This is a genomic window from Enterobacter sp. Taxon_2, from assembly GCF_058355295.1.
On record NZ_CM178024.1, the window covers coordinates 1,287,070 to 1,304,322 of the forward strand.

Here is a 17,253-nt window from a genome sequence, read left to right on the forward strand (position 1 = left end):
GTCACTACGTCCGGCTTATAAGATCATACGCCGTTATACGTTGTTTACGCTTTGAGGAATCCACGATGAGTGAGGCAGAAGCCCGCCCGAGTAACTTTATTCGTCAGATCATCGATGAAGATCTGGCCAGTGGTAAGCACACCACAATCCATACCCGTTTCCCGCCGGAGCCGAACGGCTACCTGCACATCGGGCATGCAAAATCTATCTGCCTGAACTTTGGCATTGCCCAGGACTACCAGGGCCAGTGCAACCTGCGTTTCGATGACACCAACCCAGTAAAAGAAGACATCGAATACGTTGAGTCCATTAAGAACGACGTGCAGTGGCTGGGCTTCAACTGGTCTGGCGATATCTGCTACTCCTCTGACTATTTCGATCAGCTGTACGCCTATGCAGTAGAACTGATCAATAAAGGTCTGGCGTATGTCGACGAACTGTCTGCTGACGAAATCCGCGAATACCGCGGTACGCTGACCGCGCCGGGCAAAAACAGCCCGTTCCGCGATCGCAGCGTGGAAGAGAACCTGGCGCTGTTTGAAAAAATGCGTGCCGGCGGCTTCGAAGAAGGCAAAGCGTGCCTGCGTGCCAAAATCGACATGGCGTCTCCGTTCATCGTGATGCGCGATCCGGTGCTGTACCGCATCAAGTTCGCAGAACACCACCAGACCGGTAACAAGTGGTGCATCTACCCGATGTACGACTTCACCCACTGCATCAGCGATGCGCTGGAAGGTATTACTCACTCCCTGTGTACGCTGGAGTTCCAGGACAACCGTCGTCTGTACGACTGGGTGCTGGATAACATCACCATTCCTGTGCATCCGCGCCAGTACGAGTTCTCTCGTCTGAATCTGGAATACACCGTGATGTCCAAGCGTAAGCTGAACCTGCTGGTGACCGACAAGCACGTTGAGGGCTGGGATGACCCGCGTATGCCTACCATTTCTGGTCTGCGTCGTCGTGGTTACACTGCCGCGTCTATTCGTGAGTTCTGCAAACGTATCGGCGTGACCAAGCAGGATAACACCATTGAGATGGCTTCCCTGGAATCCTGCATTCGTGAAGATCTCAACGAAAACGCCCCGCGCGCGATGGCGGTTATCGACCCGGTGAAACTGGTCATCGAAAACTATCCGCAGGGTGAAAGCGAGCTGGTCTCCATGCCTAACCATCCGAACAAACCGGAAATGGGAAGCCGTGACGTGCCGTTCAGCGGCGAGATCTGGATTGACCGCGCTGACTTCCGCGAAGAAGCCAACAAGCAGTACAAGCGTCTGGTGCTGGGTAAAGAAGTGCGTCTGCGTAATGCTTACGTCATCAAAGCCGAGCGCGTTGAAAAAGATGCGGAAGGGAATATCACCACCATCTTCTGTTCTTATGACGCTGAAACGCTGAGCAAAGATCCTGCTGACGGCCGTAAAGTGAAGGGCGTTATCCACTGGGTGAGCGCATCCCACGCGCTGCCGGTAGAAATTCGTCTGTACGATCGTCTGTTCAGCGTGCCTAACCCGGGTGCGGCGGAAGACTTCCTGGCGACCATCAACCCGGAATCGCTGGTAATCAAGCAGGGTTATGCGGAACCTTCTCTGAAAGCCGCTGAAGCGGGCAAAGCGTTCCAGTTCGAACGTGAAGGTTACTTCTGCCTGGACAGCCGTTACAGCACCGCGGAAAAACCAGTATTTAACCGTACTGTAGGTCTGCGTGATACCTGGACGAAGATCGGCGAATAATATTGCTGCTCTGGTCAATGAGAAACAAACGCCGCACTGTGCGGCGTTTTTTTTATTTAACGATCAGGGTATTAAGCCAGGGCCTAAAGAGGTGTCATGAAAATATCAGGTCAATGAGGTGCTACTTATTTTTTAAAAAAAAGTTTGTGCCATTGCGAAAATCAAAAATGTTACATAAAAGGAAAGAGATACTACGTCTACCCACTGAAATACCTGATAATTCCCCGTCATTCCTCGCCTTCCCGTAAATGTTACAAAGCACTACCAATTATGTGCACTTCGTCATAATCCTGACTTTTGTCCGCTAAAAAGCATTGATAATTCGCGTCGCGAAAAATAACCTAAAGACGGTAGTTAATTCGAGGGTATTTAAAACTACCCCTGACCATTTGGTCTTTTTTATTTACGCCGTTTCAGGCGTTTTAATTCGTCAAAGAGGAATAATCTATGCGTACGTTCAGTGGCAAACGTAGTGCGCTGGCGCTGGCTATTGCCGGTGTGACAGCAATGTCGGGCCTGGTGATTGCGCCAGAGGCAAAAGCAGCGGGTTTCATCGAAGATTCTACCCTCACGGGCGGTATTTATTACTGGCAGCGTGAGCGTGACCGTAAAGACGTCACTGAAGATAAATACAAAACCAACCTTTCTCACTCCACCTGGAACGCCAACCTGGACTTCCAGTCAGGCTATGCCGCGGATATGTTCGGTCTGGATATTGCTGCGTTCACCGCGATTGAAATGGCGGAAAACGGCGACAGCGGCCACCCGAACGAAATCGCCTTCTCCTCCAGCAACAAAGCCTATGATGAAGACTGGTCCGGGGATAAGAGCGGTATAAGCCTTTACAAAGCCGCTGCGAAATTTAAATACGGTCCGGTATGGGCGCGCGGCGGTTATATTCAGCCTACTGGCCAGACCCTGTTAGCACCGCACTGGAGCTTTATGCCGGGTACCTATCAGGGTGCGGAAGCGGGAGCTAACTTTGACTACGGTGATGCGGGTGCGTTGAGCTTCTCCTATATGTGGACCAACGAGTACAAAGCGCCGTGGCATATCGAGATGGACAAGTTCTACCAGAACGATAAAAAAACCAAAGTCGATTACCTGCACTCGCTGGGCGCGAAATACGACTTCAAAAACGATCTGGTGCTTGAAGCGGCATTTGGTCAGGCACAAGGCTATATCGATCAGTACTTTGCCAAAGCCAGCTATAAGTTTGATGTCGCGGGTAGCCCGCTGAGTACCAGCTACCAGTTCTACGGTACGCGCGATAAAGTCAGTAACGGTGGGGTCAATGACATTTATGACGGCACCGCGTGGCTGCAGGCACTCACCTTCGGCTACAAGGTTGGCCAGGTTGATTTGCGTCTGGAAGGCACATGGGTGAAGGCGGAAGGGCAGCAGGGCTACTTCCTGCAGCGTATGACTCCGACCTACGCCTCCTCCAACGGCCGTCTTGATATCTGGTGGGATAACCGCTCAGACTTCAACGCCGACGGCGAGAAAGCGGTCTTCTTCGGTGCAATGTACGATCTGAAAAACTGGAACCTGCCTGGCTGGGCGGTGGGCGCTTCTTACGCTTACGCCTGGGACGCAAAACCTGCCGACATGGCAACACCGGATGCTTACTACGATCCAAACTATCGTCTGAAAGAGTCTTCCTACAGTCTGGATGCAATCTATACCCTGCAGGATGGCCGCGCGAAAGGCACGATGTTCAAACTGCACTTCACCCAGTATGACAACCACTCCGATATCCCGAGCTATGCGGGCGGTTACGGCAACATCTTCCAGGATGAACGTGACGTGAAATTCATGGTTATCGCCCCATTCACCATCTTCTGATAAACGCACCGGCGGGCTGAGTCCCGCCGGTATGGAGACTGTATATGATGAAAAAAATCGTAGTTGTCGCGTTGCTGGCATCAGGGCTGGTGGGGTGTGCTCAGACTCAGGCACCAAAAGAGGACTCCCGCCTGAAGGAGGCGTATAGCGCCTGCATTAATACTGCGGAAGGTTCGCCGGAGAAAATTGAAGCCTGCCAGAGCGTGCTAAACGTGCTGAAGAAAGAGAAAGCGCATGAGCAGTTCGCGACGCAGGAAAATGTCCGCGTAATGGATTACCAGGCCTGTATCCAGGCGCGTAAAACCGGCAACGATCAGGAAGTGGCGAAGCGTTGCGACCAGATTTGGAAAGAAATTCGAAGTAATAACAGTAAGTAACTCGTTGTTATCATGCCCGGTGGCGCTGCGCTACCGGGCATTTTTTTAGGCAAAAAAAAAGCCAACCTTACGGCTGGCTCAGAATATGAACACTTGTTTATTTCGCGTCGTGCGCGTGGTCGTCTTCGCGGCAATCGCCTTCAGCGCAATGACCGTAAAGGTACAGGCTGTGGTTGGTCAGGCGGATGCCATGACGCGCGGCGATTTCACGCTGGCGTGATTCGATGGAATCATCGCTGAATTCAATGACCTTGCCGCAATCGAGGCAGATCAGGTGATCGTGGTGCTGCTGCTGGGTCAGTTCGAAAACAGATTTACCGCCTTCAAAATTATGACGGGTAACAATGCCCGCGTCATCAAACTGGTTCAGCACGCGATAGACGGTAGCCAGCCCAATCTCTTCACCCATGTCGATAAGACGTTTATAAAGGTCTTCCGCACTGACATGGTGATTGTCTGGACCCTGAAGCACTTCAAGGATTTTTAACCGAGGAAGCGTAACTTTCAGGCCAGCCTTCTTTAATGCGGTATTGTTGTCAGTCATGCGGAATCTGTCCTGTTGCTAAACGATTCACTTCTGTAGGAAGTGACAGAAAATGCACCTGGGATAATGCGTCTCATTATAGAACTGCCATGGCTAAATGAAAACTGCAAGTCTCAGGCAAAATATGCTTATAAAAATGGGGTATCACCAACAAACTTGCTCAATGGAAAACCACATTTTATCAGGGAGACATTGTACAGGTCTGGGCGAAAAAGTTAAAAGATTGTAGCGATTAATTTAATCGGTTTGACCTGGGGCATGGGCGCAACCGCGGTTGCGCCGCGAAAAAATCAGGCGTTCAGAATATCGTCCAGGTGCAGTTCTTCACGGATCTGCTTCACCCACTTCTCAACACGCTCGGCGGTCAGTTCTGGCTGACGGTCTTCATCGATGGCCAGCCCCACGAAGTGATCGTCATCGGCCAGGCCTTTAGACGCTTCGAAGTGGTAACCGGCGGTCGGCCAGTGGCCTACAATAACCGCGCCATTCGGCTCAATGATGTCGCGGATGGTGCCCAGCGCGTCACAGAAGTATTCGGCGTAGTCTTCCTGATCGCCACAGCCAAACAGGGCGACCAGCTTACCGTTGAAGTCGACTTCTTCCAGCGTCGGGAAGAAATCATCCCAGTCGCACTGGGCTTCACCGTAGTACCAGGTTGGGATACCCAGCAGCAGAATGTCATAGCCTTCCAGATCTTCTTTGCTGCTCTTGGCGATGTCATGCACATCAGCAACGTCTTTACCGAGCTGTTTTTGAATGTTTTTTGCGATATTTTCGGTATTGCCGGTATCACTGCCAAAGAAAATGCCGATGATTGCCATGAGTAAAATAACCTCTTGAAACTTAATAGTATGGTGGCGCAATTCGGCCACGGATAAGGGCAATAATAGCAGAACTGGCAACCCTGCGGAAACAGCTATCGCGCAGGACTGCACTCTGTGCTACATGAAAAGGGTGATAAAGAGGATTTTCAGACTTATGCCTGGCCGCGTAACGTCTCAAGCTGCGCGATCAACATCTCTTCAATGAGTTCGCTGCGGCTGATATTTCGCGCGTCGGCCAGCTCGTTCAGCGCATCGACGGCGTCGGCGTTAAGCTTCAGTTCGACACGCTTAAGCCCACGATTTTTATCGCGTTTAAGCTGGTTGCGTTTATTGATACGCAGCTGTTCATCGCGCGAAAGCGGATTCGTCTTGGGTCGTCCCGGGCGACGCTCATTCGCGAACAGATCTAGTGTCGTACGGTCCGTTTGTTCTTTGGCCATGATTCTGAGACTTCGGGGGAAACACGCCGCCCTGCTAATGCCCGGGCGATAAGCGCGCCATCATACATCACCAAAAACGGCACGCCAACGACTGGACGCCTGCAGCCTTCCAGTCGCTTTCTTTTTAATCAATTTGCAGTATCAGCAAGATAGCGGCGAATGGCGCGCAGCACGGCGTCAGGTTTTTCCGCATGCACCCAGTGCCCGGCACCGGCAATAACGTGGGCGCGAGCCTGCGGGAATTGGGCCAGCAGCGTGTCGCGGTACGCGTCGGTTACGTAAGGCGAGTTTCCGCCGCGAATAAAGAGGGTAGGGTGCGGCCAGGCGGGGACGGTTTTCCAGCCCACGATGTTGTTGTACTGGTCCCAGAGCACCGGCACGTTAAAACGCCATTGTCCGTCAACAAACGACTTCAGCAGGAACTGCACGACGCCTTCTTCATCAAGATGCTCACGCATGACGGCAGCCGCCTGTTGGCGTGTCGCGACACCCGCTTCTGTGACCGCATTAATGGCGGCAAAAATCTCGTCGTGACGACGGACGTCATAATCCACGGGCGCGACGTCAATTACCACCAGGCCGCTAATACGGTCCGGGGCCAGTGCCGTTAGGGCCATCACCGCTTTACCACCCATTGAATGCCCGATCAGCGTTACCTTCTGCAGGCTATGTGCATCCAGCGTATCCAGCAGATCCTGCGCCATCGCCGCGTAGGTCATCTCGTCGGAACGCCCGGAAAGACCGTGATTGCGCATATCGACCTGTAAAATATCGTGGTCGGTAACCAGATCGCGTGCCAGCACGCCCAGGTTATCCAGGCTGCCAAAAAGCCCGTGAACCAGTACGATGGGAGAATTATTGTTCGGCGATTGTGCAGTTTGCGCTCGGGTATTCAATTTCATGGCAAAGTTCTTTTTTTACGTATGTCAGGTTAGGGTATCATGTTGACCATTCTGCCGCCCGGCTGCAAGGTTCCAGTTTAATCTGACTTTTGCCGCCAACCTGGTTTGACGCTATCCGCTGTTGGGATTTGACCTTATAATCCCAATGACTTGTATTCAGATAAGATATCGCACTGGATTAAGATGAAAACAATCGAAGTTGATGACGAACTCTATCAGTATATTGCCAGCCAGACGCGGCATATCGGGGAGAGCGCGTCCGACATTTTACGGCGTATGCTTAAAATTTCCGCCGCTTCACAGCCTGCTACCCCAGTCACCAAAGATGTCGTGTCTCAGCCAAGCGTTGTTGCACAAGCAAAACCTGCCGTGACGCCGGCAAAAGATAAAGTGCGCGCGATGCGCGAGCTGCTGCTCTCCGATGAATACGCGGAGCAGAAAAAGGCGGTTAACCGCTTTATGCTGGTGCTGTCTACACTTTATTCACTGGATAACAAAGCGTTTGCTGAAGCGACCGAGTCGCTGCACGGTCGTACTCGCGTCTATTTCGCGGGCGACGAGCAGACGCTGCTGCAAAATGGCAATCAAACCAAACCCAAACATGTTCCTGGCACCCCATACTGGGTGATCACCAATACCAATACGGGCCGCAAGTGCAGCATGATTGAACACATCATGCAGTCCATGCAGTTCCCGGCGGAATTGATTGAAAAGGTTTGCGGTACAATTTAACCCTTGCATCAGAAGGACCCGGTAATGGCAAATCACAGCCGTGCAGGCCAACCTGCACAACAAAGCGATTTGATTAACGTCGCTCAGCTGACCGCGCAGTATTACGTGCTGAAGCCGGTCGTGGGCAACGCAGAACACGCAGTGAAGTTTGGTACATCTGGTCACCGCGGCAGCGCGGCGCGCCACAGCTTTAACGAACCGCACATTCTGGCCATTGCTCAGGCCATTGCGGAAGAGCGCGCTAAAAACGGCGTTACCGGTCCGTGCTACGTGGGGAAAGATACCCATGCCCTGTCTGAACCGGCGTTCATCTCTGTTGTGGAAGTGCTGGCTGCAAACGGCGTCGATGTCATTGTTCAGGAGAACAATGGCTTCACCCCAACACCTGCGGTCTCTAACGCTATCCTGGTACACAACAAAAAAGGTGGCGCGCTGGCTGACGGTATCGTTATCACGCCATCCCACAACCCGCCGGAAGACGGTGGCATCAAATACAACCCGCCTAACGGTGGCCCGGCCGACACCAACGTCACCAAAGTGGTTGAAGATCGTGCGAACGCCTTGCTGGCCGACGGTCTGAAAGGCGTGAAGCGCATCTCTCTGGATGCGGCCATGGCGTCCGGCCACGTAAAAGAGCAGGATCTGGTTCAGCCGTTCGTGGAAGGTCTGGCGGATATCGTCGATATGGCGGCCATTCAGAAAGCTGGCCTGAAGCTGGGCGTGGATCCGCTGGGCGGCTCTGGTATCGAATACTGGAAGCGTATCGCCGAGCATTACAAGCTGGATCTGACCATCGTGAACGATCACGTCGATCAGACCTTCCGCTTTATGCACCTGGATAAAGACGGCGCGATCCGCATGGACTGCTCTTCCGAGTGCGCAATGGCGGGCCTGCTGGCGCTGCGTGATAAATTCGATCTGGCGTTTGCGAACGACCCGGATTATGACCGTCACGGTATCGTCACCCCTGCCGGGCTGATGAACCCGAACCACTATCTGGCTGTGGCGATCAACTACCTGTTCCAGCACCGTCCGCAGTGGGGCAAAGAGGTGGCCGTCGGTAAAACGCTGGTTTCCTCGGCGATGATCGATCGCGTGGTCGAGGCGCTGGGCCGCAAGCTGGTGGAAGTGCCGGTGGGCTTCAAATGGTTCGTTGACGGTCTGCACGACGGCAGCTTTGGTTTCGGTGGTGAAGAGAGCGCGGGGGCCTCTTTCCTGCGTTTCGACGGCACGCCATGGTCAACCGATAAAGACGGCATCATCATGTGCCTGCTGGCGGCGGAAATCACCGCGGTCACCGGTAAAAACCCGCAGGAACATTACAATGATCTGGCGGCACGCTTTGGTGCACCAAGCTATAACCGTATTCAGGCCAGCGCGACGTCAGCTCAGAAAGCGGCCCTGTCCAAACTCTCTCCGGAGATGGTCAGCGCAAGCACCCTGGCGGGCGATCCGATCACCGCACGTCTGACGGCGGCACCGGGCAACGGTGCCTCCATTGGTGGGCTGAAAGTGATGACCGAAAACGGCTGGTTTGCCGCGCGTCCATCCGGTACGGAAGATGCGTATAAAATCTATTGCGAAAGTTTCCTCGGCGCTGAGCACCGTCAGCAGATTGAGAAAGAAGCGGTAGAGATTGTCAGCGAAGTGCTGAAAAACGCGTAAGTGCGGTTTGTGTGCGGGCTGATGCCCTCACCCCGGCCCTCTCCCACAGGGAGAGGGAGAAAACAATAAAAACGGCAACCCTTGGGTTGCCGTTTTGCTTTTACCTAACTGTGCTTATTCTTCAATTCAAACCGTGGTGACACCAGACCGTACAGCGTCCAGCCCATAAAGGTCACCATCGCGCCATACAGCATCGCTTCCTGGCCGGATGAGTAGAGCGCGTAGAAGCTGTAGATTGCCCCAATCAGCGCCACGATATTCGCCGCACGCGCTTTGCGCGGATCCACCTTCGCGACTTTCTGAATAATCACCAGCGCCGCCATCGACAGAATATACGGAATGATATTTGTCACGACCGCCAGGTTGACCAGCACGTTGAACTGGCTGTTCAGCGACGGGCTAATGGTCATCAGCGACAATCCGCTCTGGAAGATAACAATCGCCAGCATGCCCTGCACCGGCGCATCCGCTTTGGTCACGCGGGAGAAGATTTTTGGGAAGTAACCTTCATCAGCGGAGGATTTAAACACCTGTGCGATGGTGAACTGCCACCCAAGGAGTGAACCGCAGCAGGACATCACCATCAGACCCATGATCACTTTCCCGACTTCCGGCGTGAACATCTGCGCGAAGGCCAGCCCGAACGGCGCCGTGGAGTTAGCCAGATCCATATTCGGTACGATGCCCGCAATCACGTTAGTCGAGACGATATAGATCACCGCCGCGCCCAGCGTTCCGCCAAGGACCGCAATCGGCACGTTCTTTTCAGGATTCTCCACCACTTCCGCGTTCGCGCAGGCGGATTCCAGCCCCAGGAAAGCCCAGAGCGTCATGGCGATAGAAGAGCCCACAGCGGTAAAGAACGGCACATGGTGCGGGTTCCAGGAATTGGCGTACAGCGTCGGGCTGAACCAGAACCAGCCGATGATGCACAGGCCGACAACCGGGATAATCACGCCCCAGACGGTAATGCTGGAGAGCTGTCCGGTGATACGCGCGCCGCCAAAGTTAGCCACGGTGCAGATCCACAGAACCCCGATGGTCGCCAGCCCAATTTGTACCGGGCTGAGCGTCGCGCCGAACAGCTCCGTACCGTAACCCACCGCGGAGATGGCAATCGCCACGTTGGCGATCAGCAGCGACACGCCGTAGGTGTAGTTGGCCATAAAGTTGCCCGACTTGCCAAAAGCGTATTCGGCATAGCCCCCCATCCCGCCTGACTTACGGCTGAACATCCCGCATTTGGCGAACGCCCACGCCAGTGCCATTGAACCGACTGCCGTCACCAGCCAGGAGATAATAGAGATGGTACCCACCTCTGCAAGCTTGGTGGGCAGCATGATAATCCCGGAGCCCATCATGTTCACCATGGTGAGGATGGTCAGCTGCACCACGCCCATCTTATTGGACTTACTCATAATTTCTCTCCTTTCAGCAGCGCGGGCTGAGCGGCGGGTTGTTTGATGACATTACAGCGAACCTGTTTGCGGCCCTCACACTCCTCGACGTACACACCCTGCAGCTCCGGCGCGAAGCCCGGCAGAAGGTTGATGCCTTCTTCCAGGGCGGCAAAGTAGCGCAGTACGGAACCGCCCCAGACTTCCCCTGGGACAACACACAGCACCCCCGGCGGATAAGGAAGTGCGCCTTCGGCGGCGATGCGGCCTTCCGCGTCGCGCAGGGAGACCAGCTCAACTTCACCGCGCAGATAGGCGTAGTTCGCGTCCTGCGGGTTCATCATCACGCGTGGGAAGTGAGACTTGCGGAACATCTCTTTCTGCAGTTGTTTCACGTTGTGACGGGCGTACAGGTCATGCATCTCCTGGCAGATCTGGCGCAGGGTGTAATCCGCGTAACGTTCCGGATGCTGTTTGTAGAGAGAAGGCAGGACCTCTTTCAGCGGAACATCGCTCTCGAGCAGTTTCTCGAAGCGCACCAACTGGGCCACCAACTGTTGAAGTTTGCCCATATCTTCCGCAGGCGTGAGCAGGAACAGGATCGAGTTGAGATCGCATTTTTCCGGCACGATGCCGTTTTCACGCAGGAAGTTGGCAAGGATAGTGGCGGGCACGCCGAAGTCGTCATACTCCCCGGTGCGGGCGTTAATGCCCGGCGTGGTCAGCAGGAGCTTGCACGGGTCGATAAAATACTGATGCTCTGCGTAGCCTTCAAAAGCGTGCCAGTTTTCACCCGGTACGAAGTGGAAGAAGCGCAGATCGGTTGCAATCTCCGCCGTGTCCCAGCTTTCCCACGGACGGCCATCCACCGTCTCCGGCACGAAGGGACGCAGATACTGGCAGTTCTCCAGGATCAGCTTGCGCGCTTCGATACCGTTCACCACGCAGTCCATCCACATGTTGCGGCCGCTCTGGCCTTCATGCATACGGGCGTTAATGTCCAGCGCGGCAAACAGCGGATAGAACGGGCTGGTGGAGGCGTGCATCATAAAGGCATTATTCAGCCGCTTATGCGGGACATAGCGCTGCTGGCCTTTGATGTGGCTGTCTTTCTTGTGAATTTGCGAGGTCTGGGAGAAGCCTGCCTGCTGTTTATGCACGGACTGGGTAACCAAAATCCCCGGATCGTTTTCGTTCAGCTCCAGCAGCAGCGGCGAGCAGTCGGCCATCATCGGAATAAACTGCTCGTAACCCACCCAGGCCGAGTCAAACAGGATGTAATCACACAGGTGCCCAATCTTATCCACTACCTGACGGGCGTTATAGATGGTGCCATCGTAGGTACCCAGTTGGATCACCGCCAGACGGAACGGACGCGCATCGCGTGCACGGCCCGGCGCCACCTCTGCCACCAGCTCTCGTAGATAACTCTCTTCAAAGCAGTGGGCGTCAATGCCACCAATGAAGCCGTACGGGTTACGCGCGGTTTCGAGATAGACCGGCGTTGCGCCTGCCTGGAGGAGGGCACCGTGATGGTTAGATTTGTGGTTGTTACGGTCGAAGAGTACCAGGTCGCCCGGGGTGAGCAGGGCGTTAAGCACCACTTTGTTGGATGACGAGGTGCCGTTCAGCACGAAGTAGGTCTTATCGGCATTAAAGACCTTCGCCGCATGTTGCTGCGCAATGCACGGCGCGCCCTCGTGAATCAGCAGATCGCCCATTGCGACGTCAGCGTTACACAGATCGGAGCGGAAAAGCGTCTCGCCAAAGAAATCAACGAACTGATTACCGGCTGGATGGCGGCGGAAGAACTGGCCGCCCTGATGCCCCGGGCAGTCAAACGCGCTGTTGCCCTGCTTCACGTAGTCGACCAGGGCGCGGAAAAACGGCGGGCGCAGTTGGGTTTCGTACTTCAGGGCCGCTGCTTCCAGCTGGCGTCCATAAAAGTCGTTGCTGGTGTCTGAATACTCAAATACGCCATGAATGCGCGATAAATAGTCTGCCGGAATGATCTCTTCTTTATGCGTCGCGACAAAAACAGGAATGCCAAAACCGGTGGCTTCTATTTCGTCCAGGATACCGCTGGCAATATCCGTGACCGCCAGAACAATGGCGGCAACATCAATATAATCAGAAGCGCGGACATCCACCAGTTCACGCTGGGTGGTAAAGCAATCCGGACAGGCACGGCTGGCTGCGATTTTTAAACTTTTCATCTTTCTCTCTTTATTTTAGGTAATAAACGTCCCTCGATTTCTTGCAAGAAAGAAATCGATAATTTTCCGGAAAAAAAGCAAAGGGTGGCCGCTGATTTAAATCAGTGAATTGCTTTTTTGATGATTGAAATTCAGTCCGCTCGGTGCGGATGAGTCTGAATCAAGATGAATGAGCGCACGGGTTCACAGGCAAAAGCCCGTAAAATAAGATGTTTCAGGATGACCTGTAAGCGAGTGCGCCAGAAGTCGAAGGACTACCGGGCATTAAAGAGATGAAAGTCAAAGCAGTTTCGGTGGGCAAACATCATGATATGTGTTGTCCGCCTTATATGGGGCATTAAGCGATTGTTGTTTTCCATGATTCATTTTCCTTTCAGTAATTGAAAGCATGGTCATTTTATCCAGGAAAAGGCGATTAACCGTGAGGTAGATCACCGATAATCGATCAAATCAGAAATAAATATTCGTTTTAGATGAATATCGCAGATCAAAATTCTGATTTGTTGATGGTGCGTTAATGGGTTGTGTTATCAATGTTTTAAATGAGCAAAAATAACCCGTAAAAATAACGTATGGGTTATTTTTGAAATGTTTTCTGAGGGATTGAGTTTTATTTAGAAATAAAATGAATAGTTATTCAAAGCATAAACCGATAACCGATACCGGTTTCAGTTAATAGATGGCGAGGGCGAGCGGGGTCGACTTCGAGTTTCTGACGAAGATGTCCCATATATATGCGTAAATAATGACTATGTTCCACAGCGTTGGGTCCCCACACCTGACTTAACAGTTGGCGTTGGGTGAGTACCTTACCGTGGTTGTTGAGCAGTACGGCGAGCAGGCGAAATTCTATCGGCGTGAGGTGAATCTCCTCATCGCCGCGCACAATGCGCCGCGCGGCCAGGTCAACCCGGATATCCCCAAACGTGTAGGTTGGGTCAGCAGGCGTGGTTGCGCTGTGGCGACGCAGCGCCACGCGAAGGCGGGCCTGTAGTTCGCCGATCCCAAAAGGTTTAATCAGATAGTCATCCGCCCCGGCATCCAGCGCCGCGATTTTATCCGTCTCTTCAGTACGGGCGGAGAGCACGAGGATCGGCATCTGGCTCCACTGACGGACTTCCCGGATAAAATCGATGCCGTCACCGTCCGGTAGGCCAAGATCGAGGATCACCAGGTCCGGCTTGCGGGTAGCGGCTTCAATTAAACCCCGCTGAAGCGTACCCGCATCATGAACGCGCAGGCCGTCTCCTTCCAGCGCAGCGCGCAGAAAACGGCTAATGGCGATCTCATCTTCAACAATCAGAACGTTGATCACAAATCCTCTGGTAATTCATTAAGTTCTGGCGGGGTTTCCAGAGGAAGTGTAACACAAAACCGCGCGCCGCCTTCCGGACGATTCTCTGCGGAAATGGTCCCGCCATGGACGTCAATGATCGCCTGGCAAATCGCCAGCCCCAGCCCGACGCCTGGAATGGCCGACTCCTTATTGCCGCGTGCGAATTTTTCGAAAATAGCCAGCTCCTGCCCGGCTGGGATGCCGGGGCCAGTATCCCAGACGTCAAGACGAAGCGTACCATCGTCCACCGTCGCATCCACCCCAATCCGGGCGCTGGAGCCCGCATATTTGCCGGCGTTCTCCAGCAGGTTGATCAGCACCCGCTCAAACAGCGGACCGTCGACGTGAATTAACGTCAGAGGCTCGGGCATGTTCAGCGCGATATGTCGTCCACCCAGGCCGGGTTCGAGCATTTTCAGGGCGCTGCCCACCACCTCTTCCAGCGTGAGCCACTCTTTTTTGAGGTTAAAACCGCCTGACTGGATACGCGCCATATCGAGCAGGTTATTCACCAGGCGCGTGGTATTCAGCACATGCTGGCGGATCTCGCTGGCCTGAAGGGCGTGTTTAGAGCCTTCCGCCGCCAGGTCCAGCGTCAGGATTTCTGACTGACCAAACAGGACGGTGAGCGGGGTACGCAGATCGTGCGAGAGCGCCGCCAGCAGCGAGTTACGAATGCTTTCACGCTCGCTCGCCAGACGGGCCTGTTCCTCGCTGGCGGTGAGGGCCAGTCGTTCCAGCGCGCTGGCAACCAGCAGTGTAAACGTCTCCAGTAAACGCTGCTGTTCGGGGATCATCAGCTGGCGCAGGTTGGAAGGCTCTACGATGACCAGCCCCTGATTTTTATCGGCACTGCGCAGCGGCAGAATTTGATAGGGCACGCCGGGGAGGGTGTCGGTCCCTGCGCCCGCCGGTAAGCCTTTGTCAAAGCTCCAGCGCGCGATGGCTTCGTCCCAGGGCGTCATGCCGGTGGCCGAGGTCAGCGGGCGCAGCTTACCGTGTTCATCCGGGAGTAAAATCAGGTTGCTGGCATGAAACGTCGAGCGAATAAATTGCTCGCTGGTCTGCACGATATCCAGCGGCGTACGGCCCACCGCCAGCGATTTCGACATCTCGTAGAGATGGCGCGTACGCTGTTCGCGATAGCGGGCGATGCGTGCCTGGTAGCGTACGCCCGCCGTCAGATTCCCGATCACCAGCCCGACGGTGAGCATCACCGCAAAGGTGAGAATGTATTGTACGTCCGAGACGGCGAGCGTCCCGCGGGGAGCAATAAAGAACAGATCGAAGCTGATGACGTTGACAACCGTCGCCAGTACCGACGGCCAGCGCCCGTAAAAGAGCGCCACCACCACCACGCCAAGAAGGTAGATCATCACCAGGTTGGCGGCATCAAACGCAATCAGCCACTGGCTGGCAATGACGGTAATCAGGGCGCAGAGCACGACGGCGACAAGACAGCCGCGAAGCTGAATGCGCCATTTATCGCTGAAGGTGCGGCTGTCCGGCGCGCGATTCGGTAAGGGGGTAGGTTTGTCATCCAGCGCCACGATCACCAGATCCAGATCCGGCGCACGACGAGCCAGCTTGTCGGCAAAGGATTCGCGGCTAAACCAGCGGCGATGCTGGCGACGGCCAATGACGATTTTCCCCAGGTTGTGCTCGCGCGCGTAGCGCAGAATGGCTTTATCTTCCTGCGGATCGGAAAGCGTCGCGGTTTCGGCACCCAGCTCCTGCGCCAGGCGCAGCGAACTCAGGATCGCGCGACGCTGGTTTTCGGGCAGCGCGTGCAGCTGCGGCGTTTCGACATACACCGCATGCCAGACGCTGCCAAATTTGGCAGCGAGGCGCGCGGCGGTGCGGACAAGCTTTTCATTACCGCTGCCGTGGCCGACGCACAGCAGGATGGCATCCCGCGTGTGCCAGACGCGTTCCTGGCCCTGCAGGTCGCGCCAGGCGCGCATCTGATCGTCCACCCGGTCGGCGGTTCGGCGCAGGGCCAGCTCGCGCAGGGCTATCAGGTTACCTTTACGGAAGAAATGTTCGATGGCGCGCTCGGCCTGGCCGGCGATATAGACTTTGCCTTCGTGCAGGCGCTGGCGCAAATCATCGGGGGGCAGGTCGACCAGCACCACCTCATCCGCGGAATCAAAGAAGGGGTCGGGCACCGTCTCGCGCACCTGAATGCCGGTCACGCCGCTGACCACGTCGTTCAGGCTTTCAAGATGCTGAACGTTAACCGTGGTGAACACATCGATACCGGCTTCAAGTAGCTCTTCAACATCCTGCCAGCGTTTTGGGTGGCGTGAGCCTGGCGCATTGCTGTGCGCCAGTTCGTCCATCAGGATAAGGGCGGGACGGCGGGCGAGGGCGGCATCGAGATCGAATTCGGTGACTAACCGACCGCGATGGCTGATGCGGCGGGGCGGCTGGGTAGCCAGCCCCTTCAGCAGCGATGCCGTCTCTTTACGTCCGTGGGTTTCAACCACGCCGATCAAAATATCGAGCCCCTGCGCCCGAAGCCGCTGGGCTTCCGTCAGCATGGCGAAGGTTTTCCCGACGCCCGCGCAGGCGCCGAAGAAAATTTTCAGTTTGCCACGATGGGCTTCAGCCGTCTGTTCAAGCAGCCTGTCCGGATCCGGGCGCATGGGCTCGTCGGTCATTTAGTTTTTCCTTAGCGCGTCCAGCGCCAGATTCAGCTCAACAATATTTACCACGGGCATGCCGATGAAGCTGACCAGCGGCTTTTGCGTGTGCTCTGCAACCAGCTGGCTCACCTGTTCGACGGTTAGCTGGCGGGCGGCGGCGACGCGCGGGATCTGCCATGCCACGGCTGCCGGCGTCAGGCTGTAGTCCAGCCCGCTGGCCGAGGCGGTCACCAGCTCCACGGGTACTTCCCGGCTGGCCTGCGGATTCGCGGCGCGCAGGGCTGCCACGCGCTCAGCGACGGCTTTGTCCAGCTCCGGGTTGCTGCCCGCCAGGTTGCTGCCGCCGGATGCCATCGGATTATACGGGCTTTCGGCAGTGGCGGAAGGGCGTCCCTGGAAGTAGCGGGCATCCGTAAAGTTCTGACCAATCAGGCGAGAACCGCGGTTTTCACCGTTTTGCAGTATCAGCGAGCCGTTAGCCTGATCCTTAAACCACCACTGGCCCAGCGCGGTGGTCACCAGCGGGTACAGCCCGCCGGTAATGAGAGACAGCAGAATAAACAGAAGTATAGCGGGACGTAACATTGTCATTTG

15 protein-coding genes are annotated in these 17,253 nt (G+C 55.1%); 5 read left to right on the forward strand and 10 right to left on the reverse strand.

What is annotated here, in order from left to right:
* Positions 1–65 precede the first annotated feature (65 nt).
* The 3 genes from glnS (at position 66) to chiQ (ending at position 3,955) form a co-directional block, all read left to right on the forward strand.
* Complete coding sequence (glnS, locus tag AC4IC4_RS06010; RefSeq protein ID WP_032649541.1) at positions 66–1,733, forward strand: glutamine--tRNA ligase; 1,668 nt, start codon at positions 66–68, stop codon at positions 1,731–1,733.
* Positions 1,734–2,180: 447 nt separating this feature from the next.
* Positions 2,181–3,578, forward strand: a complete 1,398-nt coding sequence (gene chiP / locus AC4IC4_RS06015; RefSeq protein WP_032649540.1) for a chitoporin ChiP — start codon at positions 2,181–2,183, stop codon at positions 3,576–3,578.
* A gap of 47 nt (positions 3,579–3,625) precedes the next feature.
* Complete coding sequence (gene chiQ / locus AC4IC4_RS06020) at positions 3,626–3,955, forward strand: ChiQ/YbfN family lipoprotein (RefSeq protein WP_267217789.1); 330 nt, start codon at positions 3,626–3,628, stop codon at positions 3,953–3,955.
* A 97-nt stretch (positions 3,956–4,052) separates the two neighbouring features.
* On the opposite strand, the gene fur is transcribed toward chiQ, so the two are convergent.
* The 4 genes from fur to ybfF all read right to left on the reverse strand — a co-directional run bounded on the left by fur (position 4,053) and on the right by ybfF (position 6,665).
* The gene (fur, locus tag AC4IC4_RS06025) at positions 4,053–4,499 is read right to left on the reverse strand and encodes a ferric iron uptake transcriptional regulator (protein WP_023310771.1); all 447 of its coding nucleotides are present in this window, start codon (positions 4,497–4,499) and stop codon (positions 4,053–4,055) included.
* A gap of 290 nt (positions 4,500–4,789) precedes the next feature.
* Positions 4,790–5,320, reverse strand: a complete 531-nt coding sequence (gene fldA, locus AC4IC4_RS06030) for a flavodoxin FldA (RefSeq protein ID WP_008501067.1) — start codon at positions 5,318–5,320, stop codon at positions 4,790–4,792.
* A gap of 155 nt (positions 5,321–5,475) precedes the next feature.
* Positions 5,476–5,763 carry a LexA regulated protein gene (gene ybfE / locus AC4IC4_RS06035; RefSeq protein WP_024908816.1) on the reverse strand — a complete coding sequence of 96 codons (288 nt, stop codon included), beginning with the start codon at positions 5,761–5,763 and terminating at the stop codon, positions 5,476–5,478.
* Between the two features lie 128 nt (positions 5,764–5,891).
* The gene (gene ybfF, locus AC4IC4_RS06040) at positions 5,892–6,665 is read right to left on the reverse strand and encodes an esterase (protein ID WP_024908815.1); all 774 of its coding nucleotides are present in this window, start codon (positions 6,663–6,665) and stop codon (positions 5,892–5,894) included.
* Positions 6,666–6,848: 183 nt separating this feature from the next.
* Between ybfF and seqA the strand changes: the two genes are divergently transcribed.
* Both seqA and pgm read left to right on the forward strand, forming a co-directional pair.
* Entirely contained in the window at positions 6,849–7,397 is a 549-nt protein-coding gene (gene seqA / locus AC4IC4_RS06045) for a replication initiation negative regulator SeqA (protein ID WP_008501070.1), read from the forward strand.
* Between the two features lie 24 nt (positions 7,398–7,421).
* The gene (pgm, locus tag AC4IC4_RS06050) at positions 7,422–9,062 is read left to right on the forward strand and encodes a phosphoglucomutase (alpha-D-glucose-1,6-bisphosphate-dependent) (RefSeq protein WP_032649535.1); all 1,641 of its coding nucleotides are present in this window, start codon (positions 7,422–7,424) and stop codon (positions 9,060–9,062) included.
* Positions 9,063–9,166: 104 nt separating this feature from the next.
* Here pgm and potE read toward each other — a convergent pair whose 3' ends face one another.
* The 6 genes from potE to kdpC all read right to left on the reverse strand — a co-directional run bounded on the left by potE (position 9,167) and on the right by kdpC (position 17,250).
* The gene (gene potE / locus AC4IC4_RS06055; RefSeq protein ID WP_014831099.1) at positions 9,167–10,480 is read right to left on the reverse strand and encodes a putrescine-ornithine antiporter; all 1,314 of its coding nucleotides are present in this window, start codon (positions 10,478–10,480) and stop codon (positions 9,167–9,169) included.
* A complete protein-coding gene (gene speF, locus AC4IC4_RS06060) occupies positions 10,477–12,675 on the reverse strand; it encodes an ornithine decarboxylase SpeF (RefSeq protein ID WP_032649529.1) in 2,199 nt (732 codons plus the stop codon). The genes potE and speF overlap by 4 nt, the downstream gene beginning before the upstream one ends.
* 254 nt (positions 12,676–12,929) lie before the next feature.
* Positions 12,930–13,034 (reverse strand): leader peptide SpeFL, encoded by a 105-nt coding sequence (speFL, locus tag AC4IC4_RS06065; protein WP_003858645.1) that lies wholly within the window; start codon positions 13,032–13,034, stop codon positions 12,930–12,932.
* Between the two features lie 278 nt (positions 13,035–13,312).
* Positions 13,313–13,990 carry a two-component system response regulator KdpE gene (kdpE, locus tag AC4IC4_RS06070; protein WP_024908812.1) on the reverse strand — a complete coding sequence of 226 codons (678 nt, stop codon included), beginning with the start codon at positions 13,988–13,990 and terminating at the stop codon, positions 13,313–13,315.
* Positions 13,987–16,674 (reverse strand): two-component system sensor histidine kinase KdpD, encoded by a 2,688-nt coding sequence (gene kdpD, locus AC4IC4_RS06075; RefSeq protein WP_032649527.1) that lies wholly within the window; start codon positions 16,672–16,674, stop codon positions 13,987–13,989. Before kdpD ends, kdpE begins: the two co-directional genes overlap by 4 nt.
* A complete protein-coding gene (gene kdpC, locus AC4IC4_RS06080; RefSeq protein WP_126328032.1) occupies positions 16,675–17,250 on the reverse strand; it encodes a potassium-transporting ATPase subunit KdpC in 576 nt (191 codons plus the stop codon).
* Positions 17,251–17,253: the final 3 nt, after the last annotated feature.